General features: G+C 74.7%; 8 protein-coding genes. All 8 read right to left on the minus strand.

Features of this window, described 5'->3' with window-relative positions; all coding sequences use genetic code 11:
* Window positions 1-1,462, minus strand: a 1,462-nt coding sequence (locus tag AB0D66_RS30625; RefSeq protein ID WP_362310514.1) for a glycoside hydrolase family 2 TIM barrel-domain containing protein, incomplete at its 3' end; no start/stop codon positions are given.
* A gap of 46 nt (window positions 1,463-1,508) precedes the next feature.
* On the minus strand, window positions 1,509-2,585 hold the full coding sequence (locus tag AB0D66_RS30630) for a DUF1996 domain-containing protein (protein ID WP_362310488.1): 1,077 nt from the start codon (window positions 2,583-2,585) through the stop codon (window positions 1,509-1,511).
* A 116-nt stretch (window positions 2,586-2,701) separates the two neighbouring features.
* The gene (locus AB0D66_RS30635) at window positions 2,702-4,858 is read right to left on the minus strand and encodes a discoidin domain-containing protein (protein ID WP_362310489.1); all 2,157 of its coding nucleotides are present in this window, start codon (window positions 4,856-4,858) and stop codon (window positions 2,702-2,704) included.
* A gap of 354 nt (window positions 4,859-5,212) precedes the next feature.
* Window positions 5,213-8,437, minus strand: a complete 3,225-nt coding sequence (locus AB0D66_RS30640) for a poly(A) polymerase (protein ID WP_362310490.1) — start codon at window positions 8,435-8,437, stop codon at window positions 5,213-5,215.
* Complete coding sequence (locus tag AB0D66_RS30645; protein ID WP_362310491.1) at window positions 8,437-10,206, minus strand: RNA ligase family protein; 1,770 nt, start codon at window positions 10,204-10,206, stop codon at window positions 8,437-8,439. Before AB0D66_RS30645 ends, AB0D66_RS30640 begins: the two co-directional genes overlap by 1 nt.
* Before the next feature lie 96 nt (window positions 10,207-10,302).
* A complete protein-coding gene (locus tag AB0D66_RS30650) occupies window positions 10,303-10,467 on the minus strand; it encodes a hypothetical protein (RefSeq protein WP_362310492.1) in 165 nt (54 codons plus the stop codon).
* Between the two features lie 391 nt (window positions 10,468-10,858).
* The gene (locus AB0D66_RS30655; RefSeq protein WP_362310493.1) at window positions 10,859-12,427 is read right to left on the minus strand and encodes a DUF418 domain-containing protein; all 1,569 of its coding nucleotides are present in this window, start codon (window positions 12,425-12,427) and stop codon (window positions 10,859-10,861) included.
* Window positions 12,424-14,199 carry a VanW family protein gene (locus AB0D66_RS30660; RefSeq protein WP_362310494.1) on the minus strand — a complete coding sequence of 592 codons (1,776 nt, stop codon included), beginning with the start codon at window positions 14,197-14,199 and terminating at the stop codon, window positions 12,424-12,426. Before AB0D66_RS30660 ends, AB0D66_RS30655 begins: the two co-directional genes overlap by 4 nt.
* Between the last annotated feature and the right edge of the window lie 84 nt (window positions 14,200-14,283).

Genomic DNA, 14,283 nt, shown 5'->3' on the forward strand with positions numbered 1-14,283 from the left:
ACTGGGCGTCGGCCCAGGCGCTGGCCCAGCGGGTGGCCGTGTTGCCGTCCGTGGCCAGCGCCGGGGTGCACGGGCAGCCGCCGTAGCCGTCGTTCTGGAAGGTGGAGGCGGTCGTCGGCCGCCCCCGCGCCACGTCCGTACCCGCGACCGGCGGCGGGACGACCCGCACCGAACGCTGCTCGACGCCCACGTTGCCGCGGCCGTCCTTGGCCTTCACGTACAGCTTCCACACACCGGTCTTCGCCGGAGCCGTGACCCGGAAGCTGCCGTTGCCCAGGTTGACCATCGGGGCCGAGACGAGCCCGCCCCCGCCGTCGACGTACTTGCCGCCCCAGAGCACCTCGTAGGCGAGCTGGTCGTTCTCCGGGTCCGTCGCCGGAGCCGTCACCACGATCTCCTTGCCGGCCGGCACCGCGCCGGCGTCGGGGACCGAGGGCACGGAGACGGTGGGCGGCAGGTTGTCCCCGGCGGTGTTCCCGCCGTAGGCCCGCTTGACCGCGTAGTACATCTTGCGGCGCTCCCCGGCGGGGGTCAGGTTGAACCAGTGGCCGCCGAAGTCGTACTCGGTCCCGTAGTGGAAGACCGTGGCGCCGAGGGCCACGCCCTGGTGGCCCTTCACGCAGTCCCAGGCGTTGGTGTAGCCGTCCGCCTTGGCCTGGTCGCCGGGCTCCAGCGGGACGCCGTTCGCGTCGTTCGGGACCTCCCACTCGCCGGCCGGGCCGGTCTCGGTGACGATGTACGGCTTGGTGTAACCGCCCTGCTGCCAGGCCTGCTTGATGCCGCAGGCCTCCTTGTAGGAGTTGACGGCGTACAGGTCGAGGTCAGGCGAGTTGCGCTTGTAGTACGCCCAGGCGCCGGCCCAGGCGTCGGTGGAGGTCACCGGGTGGTTGGCGTCGATCCGGTGGATCGCCTTCGCGACGTCGTTGACGAAGGCGGTGTAGGCGTTGCGCTGGTTCTCCAGCTCGGTGCCGCTGTAGCAGTTCTGCAGGCCGAGCACCGACTCGTTGCCGACGTTCCACATCAGCACGGCCGGGTGGTCGCGGTAGGCCTCCACCCAGCGGGAGAACTCGGCGAGCATGGTGTTCTTGTAGGCGGTGTCGGTGACGTAGTTGGTGCAGCCGCCGCTGCCCGGTCCGCCGCCCGGCTGGAGCCAGAACCCGGCGACGACCTTGATGCCGGTGGCCGCCGCGGAGTCGAACAGCTGGCGGCTGCTCGCGTCGGTGCCCCAGGTGCGGATGGTGTTGGCGCCGAGCGATTTCACGTCGGGCAGCAGCCGGCCGGCGTCGGCCGGGGAGGGACCCCAGGTGACGCCCTTGACGAGGTACGGCGAACCGTCCACCGTCAGCTGCCAGTTGCCCTGTGATCCGGTCACCTTCACCACGCTCCCGGCGGCGTGCGCCGGGGCGGTGGGCAGTACGGTCACGGTGCCGGCGAGGAGCGCGGCCGTGACGAGGGAACGCATGCGGGAGTGCACGCGAGGACCTCCTGGAGGTGGGGGAGGGGTGGGGTTACGGGAGCCGGTAGTCCGGACCCAGGGCGGCGCCGGCCTCGGGGTGCGTCTCGTCGTAGCCGCGGGCGTTGCACTGGAGCCCGCCCTTGATGCAGTGCTCGACCAGGGCGTTGAGCGTGCGGTCGTCCCAGGCGTTGAAGAAGTCGTAGTGGAAGGAGTGGCCGCTGCCGCTGGACAGCCTGACCTGCGACATGTCCCCGCTGACGGGGAAGGCCATCTTGAACTCGACCATGGGCACCGCCACCGGGTGGCTGGCGGGGCACACATTGTCGTTGTTGCCGGGCTTCACGACCGGATAGGCCATGTGCGCCTTGTGGTCGGGGGTGTCCAGGTACTTGCCGTCCCAGCAGCTGGGCGACTGCATGCGGATGTTGAGCTGCGTACCGGGCGGGCAGTTCGCGGGGAACTCGGTGTTCTTGAAGCTGTCCCCGCACTCCCAGCCCTCGACCCAGCCGCGGTGGCCGCGGAACTCGGCGGCGGTCTGCGTGGGGCTGCCGACGAGGAAGCGCAGGCCCTTGGGGAAGGGGCGCACGCTCTTGTAGTCGGTGACGCCGGTCTTGTAGTAGATCACCTGTGGCCCGGTCGGCAGCACCGGCTGGTTGCCGTTGAACAGGGTCGGCATCCAGTATCCGGAGAGGTCGCCGGGGGCGTTGCAGGCGGTCCCGCCCGCGCTGAGCGAGGCGGTGGTGCTGAACGCGTCGGTGGCGGTGTTGCCCATGAAGGTGTGGTTGTGCGAGGCGCCGGGCCGGCCCGCGAAGACGATCGGGTCGTCGGAGGCGGTCTTGGTGACGGCGCAGTTGGCCTGGAACTCGTGGAAGTACCGGTCGGGGGGCGTGTTCCAGGAGGGGGTGACCCCCGTGACCTGCGGCACGGCCGGGATGTAGCCGTCGCCGTCCGGGTCGTCGCCGCCGGCCAGCGGCGCGGCGGCGGCATGGTCCATGGCCGCGTGCGCGGACGCGCCGGTGTCGGGAGAGGCCTGGGCGGTCAGCGCGAGGCCGCCGAAGGCCGCGGTGGCGGTCACGGCGACGGCCGCCGAGACCAGGAGGGCGGACAGGGTCCGCGGTCGGAGATTCACTTCTGCTCCTCCGGTGGTGGGTGGCTCGCCCGGTTGGGAGAGCGCTCTCTCACTCGGCCCGGAAAACGCGGGGCGGCCGCCGGGCCGCCCCGCGTCGTCCGGGGGTCAGGGGTGGGTCAGGGGAACGAGACGACGGTCGAGGGGATGGTCGAGGTGCCCGAGGTCGGGCCTCCGACACCGTTGATGACGTGCTCGTACTGGCCGTTGCCGCCGAGCGAGACCACGAGCAGGTCGTGGAAGCGCACGCCGGGCTTCACCGGTGCCTGGAAGCCGTGGTCCTGACGGATGGTCGGATCCACGTTGTAGTAGCAGTAGCTGCCCAGGCCCCAGCCCTCGTGGGTGTTCACGGAGTCGGCCACCTTGTAGGCCGCGTAGCCCTTGGTCGCGCCGTTCTGGATGGCGGCCTGGTTGGGCGCGTCGTAGGCCTTCTCGTTCTGGAAGAAGATCGTGCGGCCGCGCTCGCCGTTCCACTCCACGTCGTACTTGTTGAAGTGCTCGACGAACAGCCCGGTGGCCAGGACGTCGTCGCCGTTCACCCGGAACCCGTAGTCGGAGCGGTTGGTCTCCCAGCCCACCCCGTCGCCGTGGTCGGCGCGCCAGATCCAGGTGTGGTCGACGATCGTGTCGTCGTTGTTGACCACCATGCCCACCGTGGCCTTGCCCGCACCCGCACCGCCGACCCGGATGAAGACGTCCTGGACGCTGGTCGGGTTCGCCGCGTGGTCCGCGGAGGCGCCGGCCGGGCCGACCTCGAGCAGGCTCGGCGAGTTGACGGTGCCCGCGTCGATGAGGAATCCGGCGAGCTTCACGCCGTCCACGTCGGCGACCTTCATCGCGGTGACCCCGTTGTCCGGGACGATCGTCGCGAGGCCGAGGCCGAGGACGATCGTGTCGGGGCGGTTCACCTGGATGGTCTGGTTGACGTGGTAGACGCCGGGGGTGAAGAGCAGGTGCAGGCCCTGCGCCAGCGCCGCGTTGATCGTCGCCGCGCTCGCGCCCGGCTTCACCACGTAGAACCGGCTGAGCGGCACCGAGCTGCCCTGCGGTGCGCCGTTGCCCCAGGACGTGCCGCGGGCGTTGGTGCGCTTCGCCGGGACGAAGACCTTGTACTCGGTCCCGTCCAGGTAGAGGAAGGGCTTCTCCCGCGAGACGGGGGTGGTGTCCAAGGTGGTGTACGGCGGGTTCGGGTACGACTGCGCCGGCGCGCCCTGGGTCCCGGAGAACACCTGGTTCCACACCGCGTTGGACCAGCCGCCGATCGAGCTGTCACGGGTGTACCACTGCTGCTGCGAGTAGTTGCCGACCTGGCCGTCGATCTTGGAGTCGGCGATGTAGCCGCCCGAGGCCCAGCCGTAGCCGTCGGGAGCGAGGTTGAGCCCGCCCTTGACGTGCATCCGGCGGAACGGCGCCGCCTGCGACACCGCCCAGCGGTTGGTGCCGCTGACCGGGTTCAGCGCGAGGTTCTCGGCCGAACGCCAGAAGTTCTGGGTGGCGTTGCCGCCGAACCAGCCGGCGTCGACGGTGATGTCGCCGTTGATGGTCGTGTCGTCGGGGCTCAGGCCGAGCCCGGAGACCGAGGTGTAGAAGCCGATCTGGGCGTTGAGACCGTTGTACGTGCCAGGCTTGAACAGGAACTGGTAGCGGCCCGAGCCGAACTGGGCCGACTCCTGCTGCCGGAACACCTCGTCCAACCTGGCCTGGATGTTCGGCGTGGACGGGTCGAAGACGATCACGTTCGGGCCGAGGTCGCCGCCGCCGGGGATGGTCGGGCCGCCGTCGGTGGTGCCGAAGACCTGGAACTCCCAGAGGGAGTAGCCGTACCCCGTGGTGCGCTGCGTCCCGTACACGCGGACGTATCGGGCGCTGCCGGTGATGTCGTGGGCGACCGTGCCGCCGGTGCCCGCGGTGGTCGAGGCGGCGGTGGACCAGTTGGTGCCGTCCGTGGACAACTCGACGCGGTACGCTTTGGCGGCCGCGGCCTCCCAGCGCAGCACCACCTGGCTCAGCTGGGCGGGGGCGCCGAGGTCGACCTGTATCCACTGCGGATCGGCGAACTGGCTCGACCAGCGGGTGCCGTTGTCGCCGTCGACGGCCGCGCCGGCCGGTGTCCCGGCGCCCTCGACGCTGGAGGCGGTGGCGGGCTTGCCCTGGGAGAGCAGCACCGGGGCCGCCTGGGCGGCGGTGCCCGGCAGCAGGACCAGGAGGGCCGCGACCAGCGCGGCGGCGAGGGTCGCGACGGTGAGCCGCGGCGGGCGATCGGAGAGGAGGGGCATGCGGGGTGCTCCTGACGTCATGGATCCGGGGGGATCGAAGCGTGAGTGAACTGCCCGCCGACGGGGCCGTCAAGGGTTTCGGCGTTCACGAACTGAAGGTCAAATGCCATGTCAACTACACATCAGGCCTGTGAACTTGGAGTTTCTTCAATCCTTGTGAAAAGTGTTGACGAAAAAACCCGGCGCGGCTCTACTGATGCTCTGACCGCTCCGTCCCGCCGTGCCCGCTGTGCGCGGGGCGGAGCCCGGTCCGTGTCGACGGGCCCCGGTCCGTTCCCGGTCCGGTCCCCGCCGGTCCCCGGTCAGGCTTCGGGAAGTGTCCGCTCTGGGAGGCTGGTTGCTGCCGTGCGTTCGTTACTCGTCGACGGTCCGGCACCGATCCGGCACCTCACCGCCGGCCGCCCAGGCCACTTCGACGCCCGCCAGACCCCTCGACCACGGCGCGGCCACGGCGGCGAGACCCGCCGCGTCGGGGGGAGCCGCGCCGAGCCCGATCGCGTACCGGGCCAGCCCCGCGCCGGTCGCGAACGGGTGCGGCCAGGCGTGCACGTCCTCGGTGCCCGCGTCCTCCAGCGCGCCCAGCAGCGCCCGCATCCGGCCCCGCATCCGGCCCACAGCCGCGTCGAACTCCCGCTCCGTGGAAGCCCGTACGGTCACCACCGCCCACGCGGCGTGCCGGCGGTGCAGCGGCGGGGCGGCCGTGACGGCGGCGAAGGCGCCGGGATCGGCGTCCAGCAGCTCCCAGGCCCGGTACAGCTCCCGCCCCAGCAGGTCGCGCAGGCCGGGGCCGACCTGGGCCGTGCAGCTGCGGACCGGGGCGGTGGGCGTGAGGACGGTCACCGGGTCCGGCGCCGGCGCAACGGGGTCCGGCGCCCCGGGTACGGGGCCGGGACCCGCCCCCGGTGCCGGAGGCCCGGGCGGTACGGAGTGCAGGCCGACCGGGTCCCGCCAGTCCCAGGCCGCCCAGGTCCCGAAGAACCCGAGCAGCAGGGCCGCCGGGGACCGGTCGGCGGCGGCGCGGACCGTGCGGGCCGCCAGGACCGACCAGGCCAGCCCCGGCAGGCCGCCGAACGGCGCCGAGTCCAGCCCCCGGGCCCGGGCCCAGGCCTTGACCTCCCGCGCCAGCCGGGCGAAGGCGGCCTGCTCCGCGCCCGCGAACTCCCGTACCGCGTCCGCGTCGCTCACCGCGCTCAGCGCGAGCGCGGCCCGCTCGCCCAGTTCCGCCCGGCGCGCCACCGCCTGCGCGGGGTCCAGGGTGCCGGCGGGGACGACCACCAGGTCCACGTGCAGTCCCGCCGCGTCCAGCCGCAGCCCCGGCACCCGGGCGCCTGTCACGTCGCGCATCCGCACCGCCTCGGGCAGGGCCGCCGCGACCCGCTGCCGTACCTCCGCGATGTCGGGGGTGCCCGGCACCGCCGCCACCAGGTCGAGGTCGGCGCCCGGCAGCGCGCAGCCCATGCGGCGCGATCCGGCCTCCCACACCGCCCCGCCGGCCAGCGCGTCCGCGATCCGGGCGGTGAGCGCGGCGGCCCGGCCACGCGGTTCGCGGCCGTGCGGGCCAAGGCCGGGGGCTTCGACGCCGTGCGCTCGGGCCCCGCCGGGGCTGTGCGCCTCGACGTCGTGCGCGTCGGCGCCGTGCGCTCGGCCCCCGCCGTGCGCTTCGACGCTGTGCGCCTCGACGTCGTGCGCGTCGACGCCTTGCGCCTCGGCGTCGTGCGCGTCGGCGCCGTGCGCTCGGCCCCCGCCGTGCGCTTCGACGCTGTGCGCCTCGGCCTCGTCCGTCTCCGTGCCGTGCGCGGCTCTTCCGGCTGCTGCGGTGTCGTGCGGTCCGTCCGGCGCCGGGAGGCCGGGCTCCGGGAGCGCGGGCTGCGGGAGTCCGGGCTCCGGCAGCCACCGGACCCGGCCCGTGCCCAGTTCCACGACCGCCCGCGCCCGCATCGGCCCGTCCCCGCGCCGCGAGAGCACGGCCAGCTCCCCGACCCGCGCGGACGCTCCGGCGCCGAGCCGGGCGCTGAACTCCGCGACCGCCCGCTGCGGATCGCGGCTGCGCCCCAGCGTCAGGTGCGGGGTGTAGCCCTCGGCGCGCCCCGGGCATCCCGGGAACCGTCGAACCAGCTCCTGCCGCAGCTCCTGCCACGGCGTCGCACCGCCCGCCGCCGAATCCAGCCAGACGGTCGCGTCCTCGCGGTGCCCGAAGCTGTACACCCCGGCCAGCCGGGCGGTGAACGCCGGGGTGTCCGCGGCCACTTCGGCCAGCAGCGGCACGGCTTCCTCGAACGAGGACTCCGGGACGAAGCCGAACAGCAGGTTGACGTGCGCGGGCCAGCGGCCGGCCTGCGGATCGTGCTCCCGCCGCAGTGCGTGCGCTGCCTCCGGCAGGTCGGGCGGCAGCCAGGCCACGGCCGTACGAGCCGTCGCCCGCGCCTCGAGCCGCGCGACGCCGGCTGCGCCCCCGAACTCCACGGTCGCCTCGACACCATAGTGGTCCGAGACGAACAGCCCGTCCGGGCCCGGTACGTCACCGCGCAGCGCCGCCCGCGTCACCCGCGCCGGCCCGGGGGCCCTCAGCAGGATCCGGTCCAGCCGCGCCGCCCGCCCCGACAGCGAGCCCACCGCCGCCAGCGGATTGGCGACCGGATCGAAGGTGGGGGTGCCGTCCGCCGCCCCGTGCACGTCGCTCCAGGCGTCCCGCATGCCCAGTACGGCCGCCGGCCCCGCGGCTCCCGACGCGCCGTCGTTGAAGTCGCCGAGCAGCGCCACGGCGGCTTCCACCCCGCCCAGCCCCTGGGCGAGCCGGGATAGTTCGGCCCGGCGGCGGACCTCCCCGTTCTCGGTGTGATCGCTGGTCAGATGGGTCGCGGCAACGACGAGGGGGCCGGCCGCGGTGTCCACCGTCACGGCGGCGACCGCCTTGTGCGGGCCGAGCGCGTGCAGCCCCGCCTCCCGCACCGGAAGCCGGCTCAGCACCAGCAGCCCGCACTCGGCGACGTCCCGGCCGCCCGGATCCGTGCCGAGCGTGTACCCGGCCCGTACCCAGTCCGCCGCGAGCAGCATCCGCAGCAGCTCGGGCTCGGCCTCTTGGAGCGCGATGACGTCGGCATCGGCGGCCGCCAGGTCGGCCAGCAGCAGCGGCCTGCGCCGCGCGGTGGAGATCCGCGGGCCGTCGTACCGGTCCCAGAGGGTGTTCCAGGTCAGCAGCCGCACCGCGGCGGGGGACCCGGGCACACTGCCGCCCGGGGCCGGCGCGGGCGCCGGGCGCCAGGCGCCGCCGCCCGAGGGATCGAAGGCGTGCGGGGTGCGGGCGGTGAAGAACGGCGCCCGCAGCAGGCGCGGATCGCGCACCCGCCCGGCCTCGGTGGCGTCGATCCGGTCCACCCCGGTGGCCCGGTCCCAGACCAGCTCGCCGTCCGCCTCGACGAACAGCACCCGGTGCCAGGGGATGTCGCCGCCGGGCACGAAGGACGGCAGCGGCACGCGCTTGGGGGCGGCTCCGCGCTGGAGCAGACCGAGCACGAACCGGGCCGGATCGAACCGGGGGTCCCAGCGGACCTGGTGGTAGAGCTCCTCACTGGTGCGCATCACAGCTCCCCGCCCGGCGCGGCCAGGGTGCCGGCCGTGTCCCCGACGGTCCCGTCCGCGCCGATGTACCAGGTCCGGTGCGCCTGACCGGGATACGGCGGGCTGAACCGGTGCAGCTGCGCTTCCAGCACCCCGGGCGGAACCGGGTGCGGGCGCACGGCGTTGCGCCGCCGCAGCTCCTCCTCGTCGACCAGGACGACGGCATGGGTGACCAGCGCGTCGTGGCGGCGGGCGACCGAGCCGGCCAGGCCGCGCTGCTGGTCGGTGAGCGAGGTGGCGTCCCATACGACGGTTCCCCCGCGGGCCAATGCGGCGTCCAGCCGGTCGAGGCCCTCGCCGAGCACCTGCGCGTTCGCCCGCTGGTCCGCGCGCGAGCCCCGGGCGGCCCGCAGGTCGTCGAGGCTGACCCGGGCGTCCGCGCCGGGCAGGGCGCGGCCGAAGGTGCTCTTGCCGCTGCCCGAGGGACCGCACAGCTGCACCAGCCGGGGAAACGTTCCCTCACGCCAGCGCCAGGTCGCCGCCACCGCCTCCTCGGCCGTGGCGACCCGGCCCTGCGCGAAGGCCCGCCGCGCTTCGGCCCAGCAGCGGTCGGCCGCGTCCGGGCCGAGCGGGGCCAGCCGCTCCCGGAGTTCCTCGCGCAGGGCGCCGAGCGGATCGGGACCGAGCAGCCCCGCCTCCTCGGCGCACAGCAGGGACCACTCCACGCACTCACGGGCCGGCGCGTCCCCGGCCGTCGCGGCGGCGAGGGCGTGCAGCACCCCCGGATCGGCCGCGACGGCCATCCGCACCAGCCCGGCCCGCCGCTCCGCGTCGGGGAACGGCCGCTGGAGGTACGGATACAGCCCGACCAGGTCCGACACCCGCCGCGCGAGCCCCATCCCGAGCGGCCCCGCCGCGAGCCGCGCCGCGATCCGGGCGCGCGGCGCGCGGTGCAGTACGGCGGCCAGCACTCCGGCCAGCCGGTCCTCCCCGGTCCGGCCCAACTCGTCCATCCGGGCGGTGACTTCGGCGCACACATCGGCCTCGGGGGCCGGGGCGGCGAGGAGGCCGCCGGCCCAGCTCTCGCCGCCGGTCACCCCGGCCGCCGTCAGCAGTTCCCCCGCACCGGCCCCGGCCCCCGAACGGACCGCCCACAACGGGGCCGCCGCACCGAGCCCGTTCGCCACCACCGGCGCGAACATCCAGTGGGTGTCGGTCTGTACGTGCCCGCCGCGCACCCACTTGGCCACGCACCGGCCGAAGTCCTCGTAGGCGAAACCGTCCACCGTCCTTACGACATAACCCTCTTGCCGCGCGGTGTCCAGCTTCAGCTTGCGCAGGGCGCGCTCGTCGAACGTGCCGCGCCACAGCACCGGCGGGGCGGGCACCCCGAGCCCCCGCAGGAACCGTACGGTCGCGTCCCAGTCCAGACAGCGATCCCCGTCCCAGACCGAGAACCCGTAGAACCAGCTGTCGAGGTCCTCGTAGCCGAGGGAGTGCCGGGCGTACAGGTTCTCCCCGCACACCCGCCACCCCGCCGGGATCCGCGCGGCGATCCGGCCCTGGAGCCCCTTGACCCAGGCCCGGGAGGGGTGGTGCGCCGAATCGAGGGAACGGGCGTGCAGGCCGTCCGCGTACAGGGTGGTGTTCTCCCCGTCGAGCTTCTCGGTCACCACGACCTCACGCCCGGCCAGCCCCGCGAACGCCCCCGGCCCGGCCACCCGGACGTCGTCCGCCGCGGCCCCGGGCGACCAGGGGAGGTGGGGCGTACGGGGGTAGTGCGCGCGCATGGTCCGCTCCTGCTCGACGACGTGGGAGCCGTCACTCTACGTATCCGGGGCGGCCCGCTCCATCGAATAAGCCCGCGCCCGGGGCGGCGGCACCGGTCAGCGGCACAGGGCCACGATGGAGGGGGACACCGTGCCGCGGGCCGCCTCGCACAGGGCCGTCATGTCGTAGGTGCGCTGCGGGACGGCGGGCCCGGCCGCGGGTTTCGCCGGGGTCCGTCTGCGGGGCTTGGCCGGCTCGGCGGCGGGGCGGGCCGGGCGCACGGGGCGCACCTGGCGCGGCGGCTTGGCCGCCCGGGGCGGCCGCGCGGACCGCTCCTGCCGGGCCGCGGCGGCCGGGGCCGGCGCGGCCGACGGGGATGGCGGCGGTGGCGGCGGCGGTGGAGGTTGCGGTGTCACCGGCAGATGGCCCAACGGCCACGCCGCCGGGACCGGTTGGCGGGGTTGCGGGCGGACCTCCGCGGGCCCCGGACGCGGCGCGTCCGACGGTGCGGCGGGGTGCACCGTCACGCATCCGGTGGCCATGGCGAGCGCGGCAAGGGTCAGGGTCAGGGCCCGGCACAACTGCATCCGCCCACCCTGCCGCACCGCCCCCGGCGGAGCCGCCCCCATCACCCGTACGGGTGCGCTCGGCGGAGCGCCCCCGGGGCCGGCCTCAGCGGATGGCGGGGCCCCGGCCGCGGGGCTGGGTCGCCAGGCGGAGGGCGTGTTCCAGGGGGCCGCGGCGGAGCGGGGTGCCGGCGCAGGCGCGCTGCCACGCCCAGGTCAGTGCGAGGGCGGCGGTGCTGAAGGCCAGCCAGGCGGACCAGGACGCCGCGCCGTGGGCGGGGCCGGCCAGGACCAGGGCGTGGATCACGTACGCGCTCAGTGCCATGGCGCCGAGTACCGTGAACGGCCGCAACAGGCGGGCGCCCAGCCGGTGTCGGGCGGCGAGGGCGCACAGGCCGATGAGCGCGGCGCCCACGCCCGCGTTGCCGAGCGTCTCCGGCGGGGTCTGGCTGTACGGGTCCGCGATGAGGAGCCAGTCCCAGGATGTGCTGGGCACGGCGCCGTACTGCCGGCGCAGCACCTCGCGCACCGGGTCGGCGGCGGTCAGGGCGTCCGGGTGGTGCACGGCGATCGAGGCCAGGAGCCGCTCCCGGGCGCCGAACACGTGGGTGGCGAGCCAGGCGGAACCGTAGCCCGCCACGGCCGCGGCCGTGCCCCACGCGGCCATGCGCAGCGCCGACGTCCGCTCCCGGATGTCGCACACGCGGGCGAGGGCCATCCCCACCAGGATGTACGGGAAGTAGGTCGCCAGCGGATACGCGCCGGTGAGCAGCAGCTCGCACAGCACCGTGCCCAGCCCGGCCCAGCTGGTCAGATCGGCGGCCTCGGGGACCAGGCCCCGCCCGGAGGCCTCGTACCCGAACACCGGGCCCAGCAGGAAGGACAGCAGCGGCCCCGCGACGACCGAGACCCCCGCGACGGCCGTGAGCACCGGGGTGGAGAGCCGGGTGAAGGGTTCGGCGGCGAGGAAGTACACGGCGAAGAAGGCCAGGATGACCAGGATCCCGGGCCACAGCGAGGCCAGGAACAGGCCGAGCACGGCCATGACGGCGCAGCGGATCAGCAGCGGACGGTACCGCGCGGCCCAGCCGGCGGGCCGGGCCGCCGGGTCGAGCCCGCGCTGGGCGAGGACCAGGGAGAAGCCGGCGAGGAGCGTGAAGAGCGCGGGGGCGCGGCCATCGGCCGCGACGAGGACGTAGCCGGCCCCTTCGGGCTGCGGGCTGGGGCCGACGTGCACGGCGAACATGCCGAGGACGGCGAGACCGCGCACGGCGTCCACCCCGGCCAGTCGGCCCGAACCGGCTTTCGCCGGTGCTTGCACCGAACCGGCCTCCGCGGAACCGGCCTTCGCGGAACCGGCCTCCGCGGAACCGGCCTTCGCGGAACCGGCCTTCGCGGAACCGGCCTTCGCGGAACCGGCCTTCGCGGAACCGGCCTTCGCGGAACCGGCCTCCACCGAACCGGCCTCCACCGAACCGGCCTCCACCGAACCGGCCTTCGCGGAATCGGCCTCCACCGAACCGGCCTTCGCGGAACCGGCCTTCGCCGGTGCCTGCACCGAACCGGCCTTCTCCCCACCGGCGTTCGCCGCCCCGGGCTTCCCCCCGCCCGCGTCCCCCGAACGGGCCTTCCGCGGCTCCGGGTTCTCCGGAGCCGCCTCCCCCCGGGCGCTCACGCGCCGCACGTCACGGTGTCGCGGGGTGTGTAGCGCGTCTTCATCGTCTCCCGTTCGACTTCCTTGCCGCCCTGCACGAACACCCGGTCGACGGCCACGTCGAAGCCCTCCAGCGGGGACTGCGGCTCGCACTTGGGGCCGCTGCCCTTGCGGGTGGCGGGCTGCTGCACGTTGGTGCGCGGGCCCTGGACCGCGCGTACTTCCTCGTACTTCCTCGTCCCCAGGAAGGTGATGGTGACGGAGGTGTCGGTGGCCTCGGCCTGGATGTACAGGGCCTTGCCCGAGTCGTTGGCGAAGCGCAGGTCGAGGCTGCCCCAGGCCACGGTGGCCTCGCGGCCCTCCGGGTAGCGCTCGATGTAGAACGAGTGGGCCCCGTACTCGACGGGCTTGACCCCCGCGAAGAACATCGCGTTGAACACGGTCGTCGCGACCGCCGAGACCCCGCCGCCCGAAGCCTTCTCGTACTGGCCGTTGTTGATGATCAGGCCGTCGACGAAGCCGTTCTCCTTCGTGCGCTCGCCGACGGTCCGGTTGAAGCTCCACGTCTCGTCGGGGAGCACCAGTGAGCCGTTGATCAGCTCGGCGGCCCGTCCGATGTTGGTCGTGCGGTACGCGGCCGGCTCGAACTTCACCGTGAACGAGGAGACCTTCTCCGTGATGCCGAGCTGCCGGACCGTGTCCTTCGACAGCTTGGGCCGGACCTCTTCGGTCGCGACCTGTCCGGTACGGGCGGCCGCGTCGGCCCCGGTCAGCAGCGGCAGCAGGGCCGCGCCGAGGGCCTGCTCGGTGACCTGCCGGCCGGCCCTGCCCTCCTCGGCGACAAAGACCCGCCCCGCACCGTCGACCCGCAGCCGGGCCTCGACGGGGCCCGGCCCGGCCTGCCGGAGCGGCCCGGCGAGGGCCGGGTCGGCCAGCAGGGCCTTGGCGTCCAGAGCCGGGTTCAGACGGCCCTGGCCGTCGTCCTTCAGGGTGAGGTGGCGGGAGAGGACGGCGGGGCCGACGGGTATGCGCCGGCCGTCGACGGCGAGGGTGACGGGCGCGGACATCGCCGGCTCCGCGAACTCCTTCAGGGCCCGGTCCGTCTCCTGTGGCCCGACCCGCGGCTCCGTCCGCTGGACGGGGAGGTCGACGGGCGCGGCCGCGGCGCCGCGGTCCGCACCGCGGCCGCCCCCGTCGCGCAGGAAACCGTCGCGCAGGGTGTCCAGGGAGCGGTCGACGTCCAGGGAGATCCCGGTGACCGGGGCCACCGCCGTGGCCTTGCCTTTCGCGAAAGCGACGGAGCCCTCGCGGGCCTCCCGGGCGGTCTTCCTGCCGATGCCGTCCAGGGCGGCGCGCGCCGTCTTCCCGTCGAGGCGGACGACCGGGGGCACATCGGGGTCGCCCGAGGAGAACAGGCGGCCGATCACGCTGAGCGGACCGGAGCCCGGGCGCGCGGCCCGCTCGGCGGTCGCCGCGGTGTCCAGGGAGAGGCCGAGCGCCCGCGGTTCGGCCTGCTCCGTGCGCTCGCCGATCCGCAGCCCGACGGGGGCCGCGGCGGCCGGGCCGAGCTCCCGGTCCAAGGCCTGGCGGGCCTGCGCCCGGCTCATCCCGCCTATGTCGGTCCCGCGCACCTTCGTGCCCGGGGCGACCTCCTCGCCGGCCAGGAGCAGACCCGCGGCGTACAGCCCGCCGAAGCCGAGGACCGCGGCGCCGCCCGCCACACCGAGGACCACCGGGACGGTCCACCGTCTCCCGGTGTCCGTCCGGGTGCCCGTCCGGGTGGCGCGTCGCATGCGGGGGTCTCCTCGGTCCGGTCCGGTGACGTGGTCGGACCGGCGGTTTTCAGGCCGCCAGTCCGCCCCCGGAAGGTAGCAAGG

Origin of the sequence: Streptomyces sp. NPDC048270 (assembly GCF_040652335.1) — a bacterium.
Lineage (GTDB): Bacteria > Actinomycetota > Actinomycetes > Streptomycetales > Streptomycetaceae > Streptomyces.